The 14,499-nt window shown below is 71.2% G+C and carries 17 protein-coding genes; 10 read left to right on the top strand and 7 right to left on the bottom strand.

What is annotated here, in order from left to right; all coding sequences use genetic code 11:
* Positions 1-2: 2 nt before the first annotated feature.
* Together CRYAR_RS35370 and CRYAR_RS35365 are read right to left on the bottom strand one after the other, a co-directional pair.
* Positions 3-1,253 (bottom strand): magnesium transporter MgtE N-terminal domain-containing protein, encoded by a 1,251-nt coding sequence (locus CRYAR_RS35370; RefSeq protein WP_035857521.1) that lies wholly within the window; start codon positions 1,251-1,253, stop codon positions 3-5.
* Between the two features lie 57 nt (positions 1,254-1,310).
* Positions 1,311-1,781: a hypothetical protein gene (locus CRYAR_RS35365; RefSeq protein ID WP_035857519.1), complete on the bottom strand. Its 471-nt coding sequence runs from the start codon at positions 1,779-1,781 to the stop codon at positions 1,311-1,313.
* A gap of 19 nt (positions 1,782-1,800) precedes the next feature.
* Here CRYAR_RS35365 and CRYAR_RS35360 point away from each other — a divergent pair, with 19 nt between their 5' ends.
* A complete protein-coding gene (locus CRYAR_RS35360) occupies positions 1,801-2,739 on the top strand; it encodes a DMT family transporter (RefSeq protein ID WP_211247802.1) in 939 nt (312 codons plus the stop codon).
* 26 nt (positions 2,740-2,765) lie between these two features.
* Positions 2,766-3,728 carry an HpcH/HpaI aldolase/citrate lyase family protein gene (locus CRYAR_RS35355; protein ID WP_035857518.1) on the top strand — a complete coding sequence of 321 codons (963 nt, stop codon included), beginning with the start codon at positions 2,766-2,768 and terminating at the stop codon, positions 3,726-3,728.
* A 33-nt stretch (positions 3,729-3,761) separates the two neighbouring features.
* On the opposite strand, the gene CRYAR_RS35350 is transcribed toward CRYAR_RS35355, so the two are convergent.
* Complete coding sequence (locus CRYAR_RS35350) at positions 3,762-4,115, bottom strand: DUF4190 domain-containing protein (RefSeq protein ID WP_051571358.1); 354 nt, start codon at positions 4,113-4,115, stop codon at positions 3,762-3,764.
* A 269-nt stretch (positions 4,116-4,384) separates the two neighbouring features.
* Here CRYAR_RS35350 and CRYAR_RS35345 point away from each other — a divergent pair, with 269 nt between their 5' ends.
* A complete protein-coding gene (locus CRYAR_RS35345) occupies positions 4,385-5,173 on the top strand; it encodes an SDR family NAD(P)-dependent oxidoreductase (RefSeq protein ID WP_035857515.1) in 789 nt (262 codons plus the stop codon).
* Between the two features lie 74 nt (positions 5,174-5,247).
* Positions 5,248-6,450, top strand: a complete 1,203-nt coding sequence (locus CRYAR_RS35340; protein WP_035857514.1) for an acyl-CoA dehydrogenase family protein — start codon at positions 5,248-5,250, stop codon at positions 6,448-6,450.
* A 223-nt stretch (positions 6,451-6,673) separates the two neighbouring features.
* On the opposite strand, the gene CRYAR_RS35335 is transcribed toward CRYAR_RS35340, so the two are convergent.
* Complete coding sequence (locus CRYAR_RS35335) at positions 6,674-7,714, bottom strand: Rv2578c family radical SAM protein (protein WP_035869087.1); 1,041 nt, start codon at positions 7,712-7,714, stop codon at positions 6,674-6,676.
* A gap of 98 nt (positions 7,715-7,812) precedes the next feature.
* Between CRYAR_RS35335 and CRYAR_RS35330 the strand changes: the two genes are divergently transcribed.
* Positions 7,813-8,895, top strand: coding sequence for a DUF2332 domain-containing protein (locus CRYAR_RS35330; protein ID WP_051571357.1), 1,083 nt, complete (start codon positions 7,813-7,815; stop codon positions 8,893-8,895).
* A 7-nt stretch (positions 8,896-8,902) separates the two neighbouring features.
* Complete coding sequence (locus CRYAR_RS35325; protein ID WP_035857513.1) at positions 8,903-9,286, top strand: thiol-disulfide oxidoreductase DCC family protein; 384 nt, start codon at positions 8,903-8,905, stop codon at positions 9,284-9,286.
* Here the strand turns inward: CRYAR_RS35325 and CRYAR_RS35320 are convergent.
* Together CRYAR_RS35320 and CRYAR_RS35315 are read right to left on the bottom strand one after the other, a co-directional pair.
* Positions 9,240-10,100, bottom strand: coding sequence for an HTTM domain-containing protein (locus tag CRYAR_RS35320; RefSeq protein ID WP_035857512.1), 861 nt, complete (start codon positions 10,098-10,100; stop codon positions 9,240-9,242). The two genes, CRYAR_RS35325 and CRYAR_RS35320, sit on opposite strands and share 47 nt — an antisense overlap.
* Entirely contained in the window at positions 10,097-10,534 is a 438-nt protein-coding gene (locus CRYAR_RS35315; RefSeq protein ID WP_035857511.1) for a hypothetical protein, read from the bottom strand. The genes CRYAR_RS35320 and CRYAR_RS35315 overlap by 4 nt, the downstream gene beginning before the upstream one ends.
* 87 nt (positions 10,535-10,621) lie before the next feature.
* Between CRYAR_RS35315 and CRYAR_RS35310 the strand changes: the two genes are divergently transcribed.
* The gene (locus tag CRYAR_RS35310; RefSeq protein ID WP_035857509.1) at positions 10,622-11,125 is read left to right on the top strand and encodes a MaoC family dehydratase; all 504 of its coding nucleotides are present in this window, start codon (positions 10,622-10,624) and stop codon (positions 11,123-11,125) included.
* Positions 11,126-11,129: 4 nt separating this feature from the next.
* Here the strand turns inward: CRYAR_RS35310 and CRYAR_RS35305 are convergent, their stop codons facing one another.
* On the bottom strand, positions 11,130-12,686 hold the full coding sequence (locus CRYAR_RS35305; RefSeq protein WP_035857508.1) for a hypothetical protein: 1,557 nt from the start codon (positions 12,684-12,686) through the stop codon (positions 11,130-11,132).
* A gap of 58 nt (positions 12,687-12,744) precedes the next feature.
* On the opposite strand from CRYAR_RS35305, the gene CRYAR_RS35300 reads away from it, so the two are divergent.
* The 3 genes from CRYAR_RS35300 (at position 12,745) to CRYAR_RS48285 (ending at position 14,370) form a co-directional block, all read left to right on the top strand.
* Positions 12,745-13,401, top strand: a complete 657-nt coding sequence (locus CRYAR_RS35300; protein ID WP_211247801.1) for a TrmH family RNA methyltransferase — start codon at positions 12,745-12,747, stop codon at positions 13,399-13,401.
* Positions 13,402-13,468: 67 nt separating this feature from the next.
* The gene (locus CRYAR_RS35295; RefSeq protein WP_211247800.1) at positions 13,469-14,131 is read left to right on the top strand and encodes a DUF6758 family protein; all 663 of its coding nucleotides are present in this window, start codon (positions 13,469-13,471) and stop codon (positions 14,129-14,131) included.
* Positions 14,132-14,217: 86 nt separating this feature from the next.
* The gene (locus CRYAR_RS48285) at positions 14,218-14,370 is read left to right on the top strand and encodes a hypothetical protein (protein WP_169745130.1); all 153 of its coding nucleotides are present in this window, start codon (positions 14,218-14,220) and stop codon (positions 14,368-14,370) included.
* Positions 14,371-14,499 lie beyond the last annotated feature (129 nt).

Below are 14,499 nucleotides of genomic sequence, written 5' to 3'. Positions count from 1 at the left end.
TCCTATCCGTCCCGGTCGCGCCAGTCCTCCGGCAACAGGTGGTCCAGCACGTCGTCCACGGTCACCGCGCCGAGCAGCCGGTCGTTCACGTCCACGATCGGTACCGCGACCAGGTTGTACGTGGCCAGGTAGTGCGAGACCTGGGCCAGCGTCGCGTCCGGGTCCAAGGGGTCGAGGTCGGCGTCCACGACGGCGCTGACCAGGGTGCTGGGCTCCTCACGCAACAGCCGCTGGATGTGCGCGATCCCGAGGAACCGGCCGGTCGGCGTCGACGAGGGCGGACGACAGACGTACACCTGGGACGCCAGCGCCGGCGTCAGATCGGGGTCACGCACGCGGGCGAGCGCATGGGCCACGGTGGCGTCCGGCGGCATGATCACCGGCTCGGACGTCATCATTCCACCGGCGGTGTCCTCGGTGTAATCGAGCAGCCGCCGGACCGGTGCCGCCTCGGACGGCGACATCATCGCCAGCAGCCGCTCCTGCTCGGGTTCGGGCAGCTCACCGAGCAGGTCGGCGGCGTCGTCCGGGTTCATCTCCTCGAGCACGTGCGCGGCCCGCTCGCTGTCCAGCGAGCTGAGGATCTCGATCTGGTCGTCCTCGGGGAGCTCCTCCATGACGTCGGCGAGCCGGTCGTCGCCCAGGGCGGCCGCGACCTCCACCCGGCGCTTGTCGGAGAGGCCCTGCAGCACGTTGGCCAGGTCGGCGGCGCGCAACTGGTCGAACACCGCGAGCAGGTTCGCCGCGCCCTGGCGGTCCTCGCTGCTGATCACGCCGTCGACCTCGGCCCAGTCGACCTGCTTCAGGTGCCCGCGCCGCCGCCCCAGCACGCCCGACGAATGCTCCCGCGCCGCGACCTTGACCAGCTCCCACTCGCCGCTGCGCGACCGCTCCATCGCCACGTCGACGACGATCGCGCGCGCCGGTGGGTCGCCGCCGAGCGTCACCTGGCGGTCGAGCATGTCGCCGAGCGCCATCAGCTCGCCGGTGCGCTGCTCGAAGCGGCGCAGGCTGATCGTGCCGGTGTTGAGCATGACCGCGTCCGGGTCGAAGGCCGTGACCCGGCCCAGCGGGACGAAGATGCGGCGCCGGTGGACGATCTCCACCACCAACCCGGTGACGCGCGGAGGGCGGCTGATCTCGGCGCGGGGGCGGACCACCGCGTCCCGAACCCGGCCGAGTTGGTCGCCGCTCGGATCGAAAACCGCGACGCCGGCCAGTCGTGCCAGGTAGATCCGCGTGCCGGTGGTCACCTGCGCAGCCTAGCCGCCGCTCACGCTCCGCGCCCCGGGTGGCGGAGGCCCGGGCGCTCAGCGTCGACGGTGCAGCGTGCGGGGGATCGGTGTCGGGGTGGTGGCCGGGGTGGGGCGGGGCGGCGCGGACAGCGCACCGTCGGGGAGCGGTTCCGGGTCGCCGTCGGGCGCCAGACGGCTGATCGTCGCGGTGGTGGCCCACCGCGCCGGCGCCCCGACCGGGTCGGTCGCGTTGAGACGCTTCTGCGCCAGCTGCGGCGCGACCTCGTCCCAGGTCGCCGTGCCGGGCTCCACCCGGGAGACCGCGGCCGGCCAGGAGACGATGCGCCCGCCGTGCTCACCGCGCACGCTCACGGTGACCCGCGTCGCGTCGGCGAGGCCGGGCAGCGGCTGCTCGGGGCCTCCGTGCACGACGTAGGCCGCGCCGTCGATCCAGGTCAGCCAGGCCACGGTCGCCGGCTGGTCGCCGACCGTGAGCCAGCCGACCGCGGCCTTCTTCATCGCCTCGCCGATCAGCGCATGCACCATGCCTGGAATTCTGGCAGCCGTGACGCGTCCCGACCCCACTCCGGCCACCTGGGCGACGCTCGGCCTCGCGGTGGCCGCGGTGGCGACCTCCGGCCCGCTGATCGCGGCGATCGCCGCACCGGCCCTCGCGATCGCGTTCTGGCGCCTCGGCCTGGCCGCGCTCGTCCTGACGCCGATCACCGCGGTGCGGCTCGCGCGCCTGCCGGCCGAGCGGCCCGATCGCCGTACGGTCGGCCGGTCCCTGCTGGCCGGCGCCCTGCTGGCCGGGCACTTCGGCACCTGGATCCCCAGCGTGACGATGACGAGCGTCGCGACGTCGACCGCGCTGGTCTGCACGCAGCCGATCTGGGCGGCGCTGTTCGCGGCCGCGGGCGGTGAGCGGTTCTCCCGGCGGTTCTGGGTGGGCGTCGTGCTCGCGGTCCTCGGCGCGACGGCGATGACCGGTGCGGACGTCACCGTCTCGGCCGAAGCGCTGGTGGGCGACGCGCTGGCGATCGTCGGCGCGGTGCTGATGGCCGCGTACGTGACCGTCGGCTCCCGGGTGCGGATCACGACGAGCACCACCACGTACACGACGATCTGTTACGGGGTGTGCGCGCTGCTGCTCCTGGTCGTCTGCCTGGTCGCCCGGGCCGACCTGGGCGGATACCCGGCCCACTCCTGGGTGCTGCTGGTCGCGCTGACGCTCGGTCCGCAGTTCCTCGGGCACTCGCTGATCAACCGGGTGCTGGCGTCGCTGTCGGCCACCGCGGTGAGCGTCGCGATCCTGTTCGAGGTGCCGGGAGCGGCGTTGCTCGCCTGGATCTTCCTGGCCCAGACGCCGCCGGTGCTGGCCTGGCCGGGCATGGTCGTGCTGCTCGGCGGCCTGGCGCTCGTGGTCGTGGGGAGCAGAAGGTCACAGTCTGAACCGGTTCCGCAGGCCGGGAGCGGAGATCAACCCTCGGTAAGTTACTCGTGAGTTGGCCCACCGTGAGGAGTGCATCAATGTCTGAGCCTCGGACCCTGCGGCCTCGCCGCTCGTGCCTGGCGGTGCCCGGATCGAACCCGCGCTTCCTGGAGAAGGCCAAGGGACTCCCGGCCGACCAGGTGTTCCTGGACCTCGAGGACGCGTGCGCGCCGCTGGCCAAGCCGGAGGCGCGCAAGAACATCGTCGCCGCGCTGAACGAGGGCGGCTGGGGCGACAAGATCCGCGTCGTGCGGGTCAACGACCTCACCACGCACTGGACCTACCGCGACGTCGTCGAGGTGGTCGAGGGGGCCGGGCCGAACCTGGACTGCATCATGCTGCCGAAGGTGCAGAGCGCCGCCCAGGTGCAGTGGCTGGACTTCACGTTGACCCAGATCGAGAAGACGATGGGCTTCGAGGTCGGCAGGATCGGCATCGAGGCGCAGATCGAGAACGCCAAGGGCCTGATCGAGGTCGACGCGATCGCGCAGGCCTCGCCGCGCGTCGAGACGATCATTTTCGGACCGGCCGACTTCATGGCCAGCATCAACATGAAGTCGCTCGTGGTGGGCGCGCTGCACCCCGACTACCCGGCGGACCCGTTCCACTACATCCTGATGAAGATCCTGATGGCGGCCAGGGCCTACGACAAGCAGGCCATCGACGGCCCGTTCCTGCAGATCCGCGACGTCGACGCGTTCCGCGACGTGGCCAAGCGGGCGGCGATGCTCGGCTTCGACGGCAAGTGGGTGCTGCACCCGGGGCAGATCGACGCGGCCAACGAGATCTTCGCGCCGAGCCAGGAGGACTACGACCACGCCGAGCTGATCCTCGACGCTTACGACTGGTGCACGTCGGAGGCAGGCGGCAAGAAGGGCTCGGCGATGCTCGGCGACGAGATGATCGACGAGGCCAGCCGGAAGATGGCGCTGGTCATCGCGGCCAAGGGACGCGCGGCGGGGATGGCGCGCACGTCCTCGTTCACGCCGCCGGAGAGCTGAGCCGTTCGGGGGCCCGAGCGGGCCCCCGAACCCTCAGTACGTGGTGCCCGACGAGGACGACGAGCTGGCGAAGATGCCGAAGCCGATGATCAGCACGACGTAGAACAGGATGAACGCGATCGAGAGGCCGAAGCCGATCCAGCCGACGATGATGCCGGCCGTGGCCAGGCCCTCGCCGTCCTCACCGGTCTCGCGGATCTGCTTCTTCGCGGAGTGGCCGAGCAGCGCGCCGACGATGCCGGGCAGGCCGAGGCACATCATCAGCGACACGATCGACACGATCAGCGACGCGAGCGCGAGGCCGTTCTGCTTGCGCGGCGGCGGGTAGGCCGGCGCGTACGGCGCGGGCGCGCCCCAGGCACCGGCCGGCGGGTACGCGTTGGGCACCGGGCCGGCCGCGGAGTACGCCGGGTAGGCGTTCGGGTCGTATCCGGGGGTGGCGCCGTAACCCGACGTAGGATCCGGATAACCGGACGTAGGGTTCGGATATCCCGAGGTAGGGTCGGGGAACCCCGACGTCGGCTTAGCCCACGGGTTGGCCTCGCCCGGCGGAGGATTCGTCATGGGCGCGGGTCTATCACACTCCTCCCGGCCATAGCATCGTCCGGGCCGGGTTCGGACACCGCTGCGTGCGGCACGTACGACACAATCACCCCATGAGTGAGCACCCCGCCCCGACGGTTAACCCCACCGACCGCCTCGACGGGAGGGTCGCCCTCGTCACCGGCGCGGGTAGCCCGGACGGCATCGGCTACGCGATCGCCCGGCGGCTCGTGGGCCTCGGCGCCAGAGTCGGCATCGTCTCGACCACCCGGCGCATCCACGAGCGCGCCGCCGAACTGGGCGCGTCCGGCTTCGTCGTCGACCTGGTCGACCCGGCCGAGGTCGAAGCGTTCGCGGACGCCGTGCGCGACTCGCTCGGCGACGTCGAAGTGCTCGTCAACAACGCCGGGATGGCGAGCGTGGCCAGCCCCGAGGTGCTGCGGCCGGTGAGCCAGTTGACCGACGACGACTGGCGCGCGGAGATCGACCGGAACCTGACCACCGCGTTCCTGACCAGCCGGGCGTTCGTCGGCGGTATGACCGAGCGGGGCTGGGGCCGGATCGTCAACATCGCGTCGACGACCGGGCCGGTCAACGCGATGCCGGCCGAGGCGGGTTACGCCGCGGGCAAGGCCGGCATGGTCGGGCTCACCCGCGCGCTCGCGATGGAGGTGGTGGCCGACGGCGTGACCGTGAACGCCGTCGCCCCGGGCTGGATCCACACCGGCTCGTCCACGGTGAGCGAACTGCACTACGGGCGCCTGACGCCGCTGGGCCGGCCGGGCTCGCCGGACGAGGTCGCCGCGCTCGTCGCGTTCCTCACGACGCCGGCCGCGTCCTACGTCACCGGGCAGATGCTCGTGGTGGACGGCGGCAACTCGGTGCTGGAATCCCGTGGTTAGGTTCACAGCCGCCTTGATCGGTTCGGTCGGCGATACTCGGCGGTAACAAATCGCCGACCGAGGGAGATCGCCCGATGGCCCGTCTCGCGCAGACCCACGGGTTGACCGAGATCCAGACCGACATCCTGGCCACGGTCCGGACCTTCGTCGACAAGGAGATCATCCCGCACGCGCAGGCACTCGAGCACGCTGACGAGTACCCCTCGGACATCGTCGACGGGATGAAGGAGATGGGCCTGTTCGGGCTCATGATCCCGGAGGAGTACGGGGGTCTCGGCGAGTCGCTGCTCACGTACGCGCTGGTCGTCGAGGAGATCGCCCGGGGCTGGATGAGCGTGTCGGGCATCATCAACACCCACTTCATCGTCGCGTACCTGCTGCGCCAGCACGGCACCGACGAGCAGAAGCAGCGGCTCCTGCCGAAGATGGCGGCCGGGGACGTCCGGGGGGCGTTCTCGATGTCCGAGCCCGCGCTCGGCTCGGACGTCTCGGCGATCTCCACCCGGGCGAAGAAGGACGGCGACGACTACCTCATCACCGGCCAGAAGATGTGGCTGACCAACGGCGCACGGTCGTCGGTCGTGGCCACGCTGGTGAAGACCGACGAGGGCGCGGAGTCGGTCTACCGGAACATGACGACGTTCCTGGTCGAGAAGGAGCCCGGCTACGGCGAGACCGCGCCGGGCGTCACCGTGCCGAAGAAGATCGAGAAGATGGGCTACAAGGGCGTCGAGACGACCGAGCTCATCTTCGACGAGGCCCGGCTACCAGCTACCGCGATCCTCGGCGGCCCCGAGAAGGCCGGCCGCGGTTTCTACCAGATGATGGACGGCATCGAGGTCGGCCGCGTGAACGTCGCCGCCCGCGCGTGCGGCATCGCGATCCGGGCGTTCGAGCTGGGCGTCTCCTACGCCCAGCAGCGCAAGACGTTCGGCAAGGCGATCGTCGATCACCAGGCCATCGCGTTCAAGCTCGCCGAGATGGCGACGAAGATCGAGGCGGCGCACGCGCTCACCGTCAACGCCGCCCGGCTCAAGGACGCCGGCGAGCGCAACGACGTCGAGGCCGGGATGGCGAAGCTGCTGGCCAGCGAGTACTGCGCCGAGGTCACCCAGGAGTCGTTCCGCATCCACGGCGGCTACGGCTACTCCAAGGAGTACGAGATCGAGCGGCTCATGCGTGAGGCGCCATTCCTGCTCATCGGCGAGGGCACCTCGGAGATCCAGAAGACGATCATCAGCCGTGGCCTCCTCCGCGAATACGGCCTCAAGGGCTGAGGAAGAGGCCCGGGCGCAGGGGTGCTGCGCCCGGGCCGTTCGTACACCCCGTCCGCCCGCGCAGACCCGGACCCCGTACACGGGCCGGACGAGGTGCACGAGACCCCACCACCGCGGCGCGCGGCGACTCGTCACCGCCGGGCAGGGCCCAGTGCTGCTGCCGACCGGACCGGTCCCCAGGCCGGGCCCGGACACGACAGCAGGTATTTGGAGCGATCGAGCTTCAGAGCAGCGTCAGCTGCTGGGACGCCGGCACCTCCGGCTCGATGGCGCGGGCCTCGCTGGGGGTGCGGCCTCCGATGCCGTAGGACTTCGCGATCTCACGCACCCGGGCCACGACCGCCTGGGTGTACTCGGCCGGTGCGTACGACCCCTCGCGGTACAGCCGGCGGTACGCGCCGACCAGGTCGGGCCGGGCGCCGCGCAGCCAGCCGAAGAACCATTCCCGGGCGCCCGGGCGCAGGTGCAGCGGCAGCGGCGTCACCGCGACCGCCCCGGCTTCCGCGATGGCCGCGACGGTGGCTTCGAGGTGCTCGTCGGTGTCGGTGAGATAGGGCAGCACCGGCGCCATCAGGACGCCGCACCCGATACCGGCGTCGGTCAACGCCCGGCAGACCCCGAGCCGGGCCCGCGGGTTGGGCGTCCCCGGCTCCACCTGACGCCAGAGCGCCGCGTCCACGAATCCCACCGAGACGTTCACCCGCACGTCGGTGACCTGTGCCGCTTCGGTGAGCAGATCGAGATCGCGCAGCACGAGAGTGCCCTTGGTGAGGATCGAGAACGGGTTGGCGTGGTCGCGCAGCGCCGTGAGCACCTCACGCATCAGGCCGTACCGGCCCTCGGCGCGCTGGTAGGGGTCGGTGTTGGTGCCCATCGCCACGTGCTCGCCGGCCCAGGAGCGCGCGCCGAGCTCGCGACGCAGCACCTCACCGGCGTTGATCTTCACGACGATGCGCGAGTCGAAGTCGTGCCCGGCGTCGAGATCGAGGTAGGTGTGCGTGTTGCGGGCGAAACAGTACGTGCAGGCGTGGGTGCAGCCGCGGTACGGGTTCACCGTCCATCCGAACGGCACCGGCGACGACGCCGGCACCCGGTTGAGGATCGACTTCGCCCGGATCTCGTAGAACGTCACCCCGCGGAACTCGGGGGTGTCGATCGTGCGGACCCGGACCCCGGCGCCCTCGAACGGCAGCGGGAGCGGGGCCGGTGCGGCCCCCTCGGTGTCGGCCTCGGCCGACCGCAACCGCATGTGGTCCCAGCGCATCGCCTCTCCCGTCGTCGCGTTCGAGTCCACCGTATTCGAACATGCGTTCGAGCGCCAGTAGATACGCCCGTGTCAAAAGTCCGTTTTGGGAGATCGTTATGTCCTTCGACCTGCCGCCGTTCCCGGCCCCCGGTGACCTCCCGGGGCATCTGCGCTGGCAGGCGGCGGGGTGCGGCGACCGCGCCCCGCTGAGCCGGGCGCTGCTGCGTGCCGCCGCCGACGATGCCGAGAGCGGCGGACCCACCGCGGCCCTCCTGGCGCCGTACGTCGACCGCCCCGCCGCCGACGCGCCCGGCCTGCGCTTCCTGGCCGCCGCGCACTACCTGGTGCTGAACGGCTCGCTGCCGGAGCTGGCGCGGTTCTACCCGAGCGCGGGTGGCACGGAGCCGTTCGACGGGGCGTGGGAACCGCTGCACAAAGCCCTGATCGAGCGTCCGGACGAGTTCGCGGCGCGCCTCACCGCACCCGTGCAGACGAACGAGACCGGGCGGGCGGCGGCGCTCTACGGCGGGCTGGCCGTGCTGACGCACCACACCGGCCTGCCGATCCGGCTGCTGGAGATCGGCGCGTCGGCCGGGCTGAACCTCCGAGCCGACCGGTTCGGCTACCGCGTCGACGGCACCGTGTACGGCGGGCAGGACAGCCCGCTGATCCTGGACGAGCCGTTCCGTGGGATACCGCCGGTGCCGCTCGGGACCCGGGTCTCGGTCGTCGAGCGGCGCGGCTGCGATCCGCACCCGCTGGACCCGGCCGACGCCGAACACCGCAGGCGCCTGGAGTCGCTGGTCTGGGCCGAGCAGGTGAACCGCCTCGAGCGGTTGCGCGCGGCGATCGCGGTCGCCGGCCGGGTCCCGGCCGAGGTGGACCGGACCGCCGACACCGCGGGCTGGCTCGCCGACCGGCTCGCCGAAGCGAGCCCGGGAACGGTCACGCTGGTCTGGCACTCGGTCGTCCAGAGCTACGTCGACCACGACGCCTGGCGCGCGATCGAGGCGCTCCTGGACGAGGTGGGCGAGCACACCGGCGGCGACGCACCGCTGGCGCGGCTCGCGTTCGAGCCGGAGACCGACGAGGACGGCCGCGGCCGTTTCGCCGCCCGGCTGACGCTCTGGCCGGACGGCACGAGCCACTTGCTCGGAACCACGAACGGCCACGGCATCCCGTTCGCGTGGGCGGGATAATGGATCCGTGGCGACCTTTGTGTACGACGGCGACTGCGCGTTCTGCTCCACCTGTGCCCGGTTCATCGAGCGGCGCATCCCCACCTCCGCGGACGTGGTGGCCTGGCAGCGCACCGACCTGGACGCGCTGGGGCTCAGCGTCGACGACGCGGAGACCGCGGTGCAGTGGGTCTCGGCCGAGCGCCGCGCCGCCGGCCCGGAGGCCATCGCGGAGCTCCTGATCGACGCGGGCTCGTTCTGGCGTCCGGCCGGGCACGTGCTGCGGTTCCGGCCGGTGCGTGCGGCGGCCTGGCCGGTCTACCGCTGGGTCGCCCGCAACCGCGACAAGCTGCCGGGCGGCACGGCTACGTGCGCGCTGCCCCAGGCGGAACGGGATCGCCTCGCCGGCTGAGCGACCGCCGGTCGGCCAGCCACGATCGGGTGCGCTCGAGGGGCAGCAGCGCCGCGAGCGCGACGAGGTGCGGCCAGAACGCGATCGTCAGCCCCGCGTACACCATCGCGTGGAACCCGAACAGGAACAGCACGGCGTAGGTCTGCCAGCGGCCGCGCAGGAACAGCAGCACCGGGCTCGCCAGCTCGAACGCGATCGTGCCGAACTGCGCCAGCACCAGCAGGTACGGCACGTGCACGGTCCAGTCGGAGAAGATCGTCCCGCGGCGCAGCACCGCCTTCGTGTACGTCGCCCCGGTGAGCCAGTCGATGCCGCCGAACCGGAACTTCGCCCAGGCCGCCAGGAAGTACGTGCACACGACTGCGATCGCGGTCGCCTTGATCGCCCAGCCGGCGCGCTCGGAGAGCGTCCGGTCCCCCCACCGCGCCGGTCCGACCGTCGGCAGCACGGCCAGCAGCACCAGGTAGCCCACCCGGTCGTGGTCGACCTTCCCGTAGGACATCGCGACGATCATCCAGGCCAGGTAAAGCACCGCGACGAGCGTTCCGAGCACCCGCGGGGCCCGGCCGGTCGCCGCCGCGACCGCGCACACCACGAGCGCCGCGCACAGCCCGACGACGATCGTGTGCGTCGGTGCCGGCAGCGCCAGCAGACGGGCGATCCGCAGCGGCTGGTACAGCTCGACCGGCACGTTGCGGTGCGCCAGCGCCCACGGCGTGATCAGGAAGACGTCGACCGGAACGAACAGGTACGCGATCGTGCGCACGATCGCGATCCGGCCGAGCGCGACCGGCGCGAAGAACCACCCGGTCACGGGATCTCCCGCCGCACCGTGGTGGTGTCCTGCTGCTCTCCGGTCGGACGTCCGTCGCGCAGCTGGATCAGGCGCACGACGACGTCGACCTCACGCAGCCGGGGCTCCGACGGGTTGCGGGCGTGGTAGGCCTCGGCGACCGCGTCCAGGAGCGCCGGGTCGGCCTTGATCCGGGCCTGCTGGCCTTCGATCTCGGCCCGGCGCAGGCCGGTGTCGGAGTCCCTCAGCACGATCCGCTCGCCCTCGACGGTCACGCCCTCCAGGCGCAGCGAGCGCACCGGAGCGTCCAATTTGTCGGTCGTCGAGTACATCCGGAACGGCGCGGCGGGGAAGTCGTCGTCGGTTCCGAACAGCGTCGTGACGATCAGCAGAAGCAGCCCGAGCAGCGTCGCACCGATCCTGATCCGCTTCCCGACCGGCGTAAGCGTAGTCACGACGGGCAGTGTGACACTGATCGCTGCATGCGCCGAAAAGCACCGGCAAGATCCTCGGTTACCAGCGGGTAGCAAAGGAGCGTTCGCATGCGGTTCGGGCGGTATTTCGAAGAGTTCGAGGTCGGCGCGGTCTACAAGCACTGGCCCGGAAAAACGGTCACCGAGTACGACGACCACCTGTTCTGCCTGATCACGATGAACCACCACCCGCTGCACCTGGACGCCAACTACGCCGAGGAGACGACCGACTTCAAGCGCAACGTCGTCGTCGGCAACTACGTCTACTCGCTGCTGCTGGGCATGTCGGTGGCCGACGTCTCGGGCAAGGCGATCGCGAACCTCGAGGTCGAGTCGCTGCGCCACGTCGCGCCGACGTTCCACGGCGACACGATCTACGGCGAGACGACCGTGCTCGACACGACGCCGTCGAAGTCCAAGGACGACCGCGGTGTCGTCCACGTCGAGACCAAGGGTTACAAGCAGGACGGCACGGTCGTCTGCGTCTTCCGCCGCAAGGTGATGGTGCCCAAGCGCTCCTACGGCGACGCCCGGGGCGGCGAACAGCCGGGCCGCCCCGAGCCGAAGGCCTAGGGCCTCACCAGCACGACTTCCCGACCCAGCGGGGGCAGGAGCCGTCGAGGAGCCGGGCGTGCTGGGCCGCCCACGTCAGCGAGCCCGGCTTGCCCGGCCCGTCGGGGAGGTAGCGCGACGCGGTCGCCGATCCGGCCATCCCGAACACCAGCAGCGCGGCGACGACGACGCCGAGCGCCGCCGCCGGCGGGCGCGCCCGGCCGAGCCGGCGCCAGAGCGCGAACGCCGCCGCCCCGATCAGCAGCAGCGCGCAGTACACCAGGATCACGCTGGTGCGGGGCCACAGCCGCACCTCGTGCAACCCGGACATCCGCGCCGCGGTGTAGAAGCGGAACACCCAGACGCTCGCGAAACACAGCGCGACCGTCGCGACGAGGCTGCGCCGGTAGGCCAGCGCCAGCGCCACCCCGATCGCGACCGCGACCAGCAGGCCGAACACGCCGACGCCCCCGACCTCGCCGGGGACCGGCCAGTCGCCGGCCGGACGTGAGCTGCCCCGCCACATCAGGAAGTACGCCGGCTCCTGCAGGGCGTCGAAATAGAAGTAGTTCTCGTGGGTGTCGGAAACGCCGGTGAGGAACCGCACGAGGTACGGGCCGCTGACCACGCCGAGCGCCGCGAGACCCGAGAGCGCCAGCACCCCCGCCCGCCACCCGGCCCGCCGCCACGGCGTCAACAGCAGAACGGCCGCGGCGACGCCGGGTGCGGGCCAGAGCACGTACACCGGATGGGTCAGGAGCAGCAGGCCGGACAGCGCGCCGAGGCCGGCGCCGATCCCGATCAGCGCGGGCACGCGCAGGGTCGCCGATCGCCGGAACGCCTGGGTGACCGCGACGAACAGCGGGATCGACACCGCGACGACGATCGCGCCGGCCGGCTTGTACCCGTCGAGCACCGGCAGGACCGCCACCGTGCCCGCTCCGAGGGCCCAGAGCGGCCGGAGCACCATTCGCCACGCGAGATAGGCGATCGGCCCCAGCAGGGCCGTACCGAGGATCTGGAGGTCCTTCAAGGCGTAATAGGCGGGCTGCCCGGTGAGGTCGGAGAGCCAGGACAGCGCGTAGACGTACGCGGGCGGGTAGATCGGGCTGGTGATCGAGTGCCCGTCGGAGAGCGCGGTGGCCCAGTGCGCGAGGTTGTTGGAGTCGTGGGAGCGTCCGCCCACGCCCCAGGGGGTGCCGTTGAGGCCCACGAGTATCGCCCCCGCGACGATGCTCGTGGCCAGCCCGGAGACGACCGCGCAGGCGACCGGCTCGGCGAGGGCGGCGAACCGGTGCCCGGCCCAGCGGGCGCCGGCCAGCGCGACCACGATCGCGGCCGCGCCGAGCACCCAGAGCTGGAGCTGTAAGTGCGCCAGCGCGCTCACCTGAGCGATCTGGTTGAGCGGGTTGGTGTCGACCCGGCGCGACCAGGCGACGAAGAGGAGTGCGACGCCGACCCCGATCGCGCCCTCGGCCGCGATCAGTGCGACGCGCCGCCACCACGGTGCTGATTGGGGGATTTCCTCCGGTTCCGTGTCCGGTTCAGTCCGTTGTTCCGGTATCAGGGTGGCGATGGTCAAGGCGCGCTACTTCCCATAGGTCGATGGCAACTCTTAGACGCCTCCTAAGGTGGCGAGCGTGGCAAGTGATGTGGAGTTCCGTCGGGAACCCGACAGTTCCGACGAGGTCGAGCTCGCGGTCGGCGTCGGTCCGTGGGTGGGGGAGTGGCCCACCGATGCGCACTACGACCCGGAGTTGCTGGCCGGTGGCGACCGGCGCAACGTCGTCGACCGCTACCGCTACTGGAAGCGGGAGGCGATCGTCGAGGACCTCGACCGGATCCGGCACCCGTTCCACGTCGCCATCGAGAACTGGCAGCACGACTTCAACATCGGCACGGTCGTGCGCACCGCGAACGCGTTCCTGGCCCGCGAGGTGCACATCGTCGGGCGTCGCCGGTGGAACCGCCGCGGCGCGATGGTGACCGATCGGTACCAACACGTCCGGCACCACGCCGGTGTCGGCGAGCTGCTGTCGTGGGCGGCGGGCGAGCGGTTGCCGGTGATCGGGATCGACAACCTGCCCGGCGCGGTGCCGCTCGAGACCGTCGAGTTGCCGCGTGCGTGCGTCCTGCTGTTCGGCCAGGAAGGCCCCGGGCTGTCCGACGACGCCCGCGCCGGGCTCGACCTGGTCTGCTCGATCGCGCAGTTCGGATCGACCCGTTCGATCAATGCCGGGGTCGCGTCGGGAATCGCGATGCACGCGTGGATCCGACGGTATGCAGTCGGTAACTGAGCTTGACTGATTTGTCCGGACGTGTCAGGTCTTGACGGGAGACCCACTGAGGGCGGACGGTTGCGCTGTGTCAACACCGCCCTGCTGTCCGCGCTGCGCGCACACGGTCCGCGCCCCGGACCTGATGCACAGCGACTGGCGCTGCCCGGTGCACGGCGCCGTGCCGCCGCTGCACGTCGCGCGCCAGCTCGGCACGGACGTGCTCGACGCGGTGCGCGTGGACGCGGGGGTGCCGGTCTGGCTGCCCTGGCCGATGCTTCCCGACTGGACCGTCACCGGGCTCGCCTGGGCCGGCGACGACCGCCGCCCGATCGGGGCCACCGCGGTGGCGTGCACCGGGCCGGCGCCGCTCGGCGGGGTGGCCGACGTCGTGCTGGTGGCCGAGGAGCCCGGGGTCGGGCTGGGTTCCCGCTTGGCCGGTCGGTCCGGAACGGACCCGGGCGAGACGCTCTGTGCCGGGCTGCTGGACACGAACGCGCACGCGAAGATCGTCGCCGCCGGGCACCCGACGCCGCTCTGGTCCATCCAGGCCGGACACGATCGATGTGCCTATGTGGGCGAAGCCAAGGGCATGTGGCTGTGGGCGATCGCCTGGCCGGAAGAAGCGGGCTATGTGCTTGCTGAGCACTTTGTGTTGCTGGACGGTCGCGATGGGCTACCAGGACCGTTGCCCTTCGGCGCTCTCTCGCCGTACCTTCAATGGGACGCGCCAGAGGAAGGAGTCAGCTGACCCGCCGACACGGCCTGCGCATGTTCGCTCCCGCTTGCCCGCGATGGTAGAACGGCCTTCGTCGCCGAGCGGGAGGTAGGGCTGCAGTGAAAAAGGCCCTGGGTTGGATCGCGGTCGCGTTTCTCATCTTCTACATCGTGACCCAGCCAGGAGACGCGGCGAACTTACTGCGCTCGCTTGGTGATGGCTTGCGTGACATCGCGACCGGTTTCGGGACGTTCGTGTCTAACGTGTTCTAGTAACAGTCCACTTCCGTCCCCTCGTGGAGGTGTGCGATGGCCGCAGACGACCCGGGCACTGGGTCGAATTCGGAGCGAGAGCTCGGGCGTCGGACGTTCAACGACCCCCCGTCAGCGGGTCTGGGGATC

Source organism: Cryptosporangium arvum DSM 44712 (genome assembly GCF_000585375.1).
Lineage (GTDB): Bacteria > Actinomycetota > Actinomycetes > Mycobacteriales > Cryptosporangiaceae > Cryptosporangium > Cryptosporangium arvum.
Note: the sequence above shows the minus strand (reverse complement) of the source record. Positions and strands in the feature narration are given on the sequence as shown.

What these genes read in the sequence shown, in the direction of transcription:
- CRYAR_RS35365 (WP_035857519.1), bottom strand. Translation starts at nt 1,781, where the DNA reads ATGGTGCATGCGCTGATCGGCGAGGCGATGAAGAAGGCCGCGGTCGGC.
- CRYAR_RS35355 (WP_035857518.1), top strand. Translation starts at nt 2,766, where the DNA reads ATGTCTGAGCCTCGGACCCTGCGGCCTCGCCGCTCGTGCCTGGCGGTG.
- CRYAR_RS35345 (WP_035857515.1), top strand. Translation starts at nt 4,385, where the DNA reads ATGAGTGAGCACCCCGCCCCGACGGTTAACCCCACCGACCGCCTCGAC.
- CRYAR_RS35340 (WP_035857514.1), top strand. Translation starts at nt 5,248, where the DNA reads ATGGCCCGTCTCGCGCAGACCCACGGGTTGACCGAGATCCAGACCGAC.
- CRYAR_RS35335 (WP_035869087.1), bottom strand. Translation starts at nt 7,714, where the DNA reads ATGCGCTGGGACCACATGCGGTTGCGGTCGGCCGAGGCCGACACCGAG.
- CRYAR_RS35330 (WP_051571357.1), top strand. Translation starts at nt 7,813, where the DNA reads ATGTCCTTCGACCTGCCGCCGTTCCCGGCCCCCGGTGACCTCCCGGGG.
- CRYAR_RS35310 (WP_035857509.1), top strand. Translation starts at nt 10,622, where the DNA reads ATGCGGTTCGGGCGGTATTTCGAAGAGTTCGAGGTCGGCGCGGTCTAC.